The organism is Promicromonospora sp. NPDC060271 (assembly GCF_042726755.1).
Taxonomy (GTDB): Bacteria; Actinomycetota; Actinomycetes; order Actinomycetales; family Cellulomonadaceae; genus Promicromonospora.
This window is the reverse complement of sequence record NZ_JBHXBG010000304.1, coordinates 1-2,551: the sequence shown is the minus strand read 5'-3', so window position 1 is coordinate 2,551 and position 2,551 is coordinate 1. Positions and strand designations below refer to the sequence as shown.

The window sequence follows — 2,551 nt, the reverse complement described above, 5'->3', positions numbered from 1 at the left end:
CAGACGTACAGGCCACTCAGGTGACCTGTACGTCTGACACGTCGCCGGTCGTCTGACAGGTCAGGGGACCTCGTCCAGGTTCTCCGGCTTCGGGAGCGAGTCCTCGACGCCCAGGAGATGGGCCGCCATCCGGATGCGGGCCGCCTCGGGGTCCCGCGCGGCGAGCGCACGCCAGATGGCCTCGTGCTCGGCGTGCGTGCGCTCCTCGATGCCCTCGGTGTGCAGGCCGCGCCACAGCCTCGCCCGGACGGTGCGGCCGGCGAACGACTCGATGAGCGCCTCCAGCACCGGGTTGCCGGAGTGCGCCGCGATGACGCGGTGGAACGCGATGTCGATCTCGATGAACCTGTCGTGGTCCACCGACGTACCGTGCATGGTCTCCGGGACCCGGTCGAGGATCGCGCGCGCCTCGGCCACCGCTGCGTCGGTCATGCGGACGGCGGCCAGCCCCGCCGCCTCCGTCTCCAGCACGCGGCGCACGCTGTGGAAGGCGGGCATGGCGCCGTCGTCCTGCAGGTCGAGGACCATCGCCATGGGGGAGAGCAGCCGGGCGGGATCGAGGCTGGTGACGTACGTGCCGTCGCCCTGCCGGGTGTGCACGACGCCGAGCATCGACAGGGCGCGGACGCCCTCCCGGAGCGAGCCGCGGGAGACCTGGAGGGCGTCGGCCAGGTCCTTCTCGACGGGCAGCCGGTCGCCGGGCCGGAGCTGTCCGTCGAGGATCATCCTGCGGATGCCGTCGACTACCTCGTCAGTGCGGGACATGCTCGGAAGTATCGCGCACGGAGGCGTCGCGCACAGAACTGTCGCCCGCCCAGTACGTCCCGCCCGGGAACCTGAACCGGTCGAGGGAGTCCTCGTACATCTGCGTGGAGTAGCCCGGCCGGGACGGCAGCACGTAGGCGGAGCCGGCGCCCTTGTCCGCGACGACGCACGGGTCCGTGAAGTGCTCGTGCAGGTGGTCCACGTACTCGGTCACGCGGCCGTCGAGGTCCCCGCCGATCGCCACGTAGTCCAGCACGGAGACGTGCTGCACCATCTCGCACAGGCCGACGCCGCCAGCGTGCGGGCACACCGGCACCCCGAACTTCGCCGCCAGCAGCAGCACGGCGACTATCTCGTTGATGCTCGCGAGCCGCCCGGTGTCGAGCTGGCAGTAGTCGATCGCCTCGGCCTGGAAGAGCTGCTTGAACATCACGCGGTTGTGGCAGTGCTCGCCCGTCGCCACCCCGACCGGCGCGACGGCGCGGCGGACGGCGGCGTGGCCGAGGATGTCGTCCGGCGACGTGGGCTCCTCGATCCACAGCGGGTCGAACCTGGCCAGCTCCCGCATCCACTCGATCGCCTGCGGCACGTCCCAGACCTGGTTGGCGTCGATCATCAGCGCGCGGTCCGGGCCCAGCACCTCCCGCGCGATCGCGAGCCGGCGGACGTCCTCGTCGAGGCTCGCCCCGACCTTGAGCTTCACGTGCTGGTACCCGGCGTCCACGGCCTCCTGGCAGAGCCGCCGGAGCTTGGCGTCGCTGTAGCCGAGCCACCCGGCCGACGTCGTGTACACCGGGTAGCCGGTCTGCTCCAGGTGGGCGATCCGCTCCTGCTTGGTGCCCTCGCGCTCGCGGAGGATCTCGAGGGCGTCCTCGCGAGTGAGCGCGTCGGAGAGGTAGCGGAGGTCGGCGACGTCGACGAGCTCCTCCGGCGTCATGTCGACCAGCACGCGCCACAGGGGCTTGCCCGCGCGGCGTGCGACCAGGTCCCAGGCCGCGTTGAGCACGGCGGCCAGCGACAGGTGCACCACACCCTTCTCGGGCCCGAGCCAGCGCATCTGGCTGTCGGACGTCAGCTCCCCGTACAGCGCGCCCATGTCGGCGGCGAGCTCGTCGACGTCCCGGCCCACGAGGGCCGCCGCCTGCTGGCGCGCGGCCTCGGCGACGATGTCGTTGCCCCGGCCGATGGTGAACGTCAGCCCGTGACCGCCGAGCGTGCGGCCGGGGTCGCCCGGGTCCGGCGCGTCCGTCTCGAGCACCACGTAGGCGGCCGAGTAGTCGCCGTCCTTGTTCATCGCGTCGGAACCGTCGGCGGTGACGGACGTCGGGAACCGCACGTCCTCTACCCGGACCCCTGTGATCGTGGCCATGCCCGCCCTTTCCCAAACATCAGATGAACTGCCAGCAATCTACGGACGGAGGCCGTGACGGTCAAGACGGTGAGGGTTGGCTCGGGTGATTGGTTTGATCAATGTGCAGGGTGGTCGGCTGGCCGGCAGGGCTGACCAGGGAGCTGGTGCGGGGTTGGCGACTGCTGGGCCGGCGACTGCTGGGTTGGCGGCTGCTGGGTTGGCGACTGCGGGGGATGCCTGGGTGCGGGGAAGGCCTGGGTGCACCCGGCGCTGCCCGGTTCGTGGCTCACCTCGCGGGTAGCCCGCAGCGGACCGCCGACGTGGGTGGCTCGCTCCCGGCGTCGTCGGGCTGCTGGGCGGGCCATGAGTTCGGTCCCTTGCGCGGTCGCCGAGATGACTTCGGTCGGTTGCCGTGAGATCGGTCGGTTGACTGAC

At 71.3% G+C, this 2,551-nt stretch carries 2 protein-coding genes; both read right to left on the bottom strand.

The features are described 5' to 3' along the window. Positions 1–60: 60 nt before the first annotated feature. Complete coding sequence (locus ACFWE2_RS25190; RefSeq protein ID WP_377226944.1) at positions 61–765, bottom strand: FadR/GntR family transcriptional regulator; 705 nt, start codon at positions 763–765, stop codon at positions 61–63. Further along, the gene (locus tag ACFWE2_RS25185; protein ID WP_377226943.1) at positions 752–2,134 is read right to left on the bottom strand and encodes an enolase C-terminal domain-like protein; all 1,383 of its coding nucleotides are present in this window, start codon (positions 2,132–2,134) and stop codon (positions 752–754) included. Before ACFWE2_RS25185 ends, ACFWE2_RS25190 begins: the two co-directional genes overlap by 14 nt. Positions 2,135–2,551 lie beyond the last annotated feature (417 nt).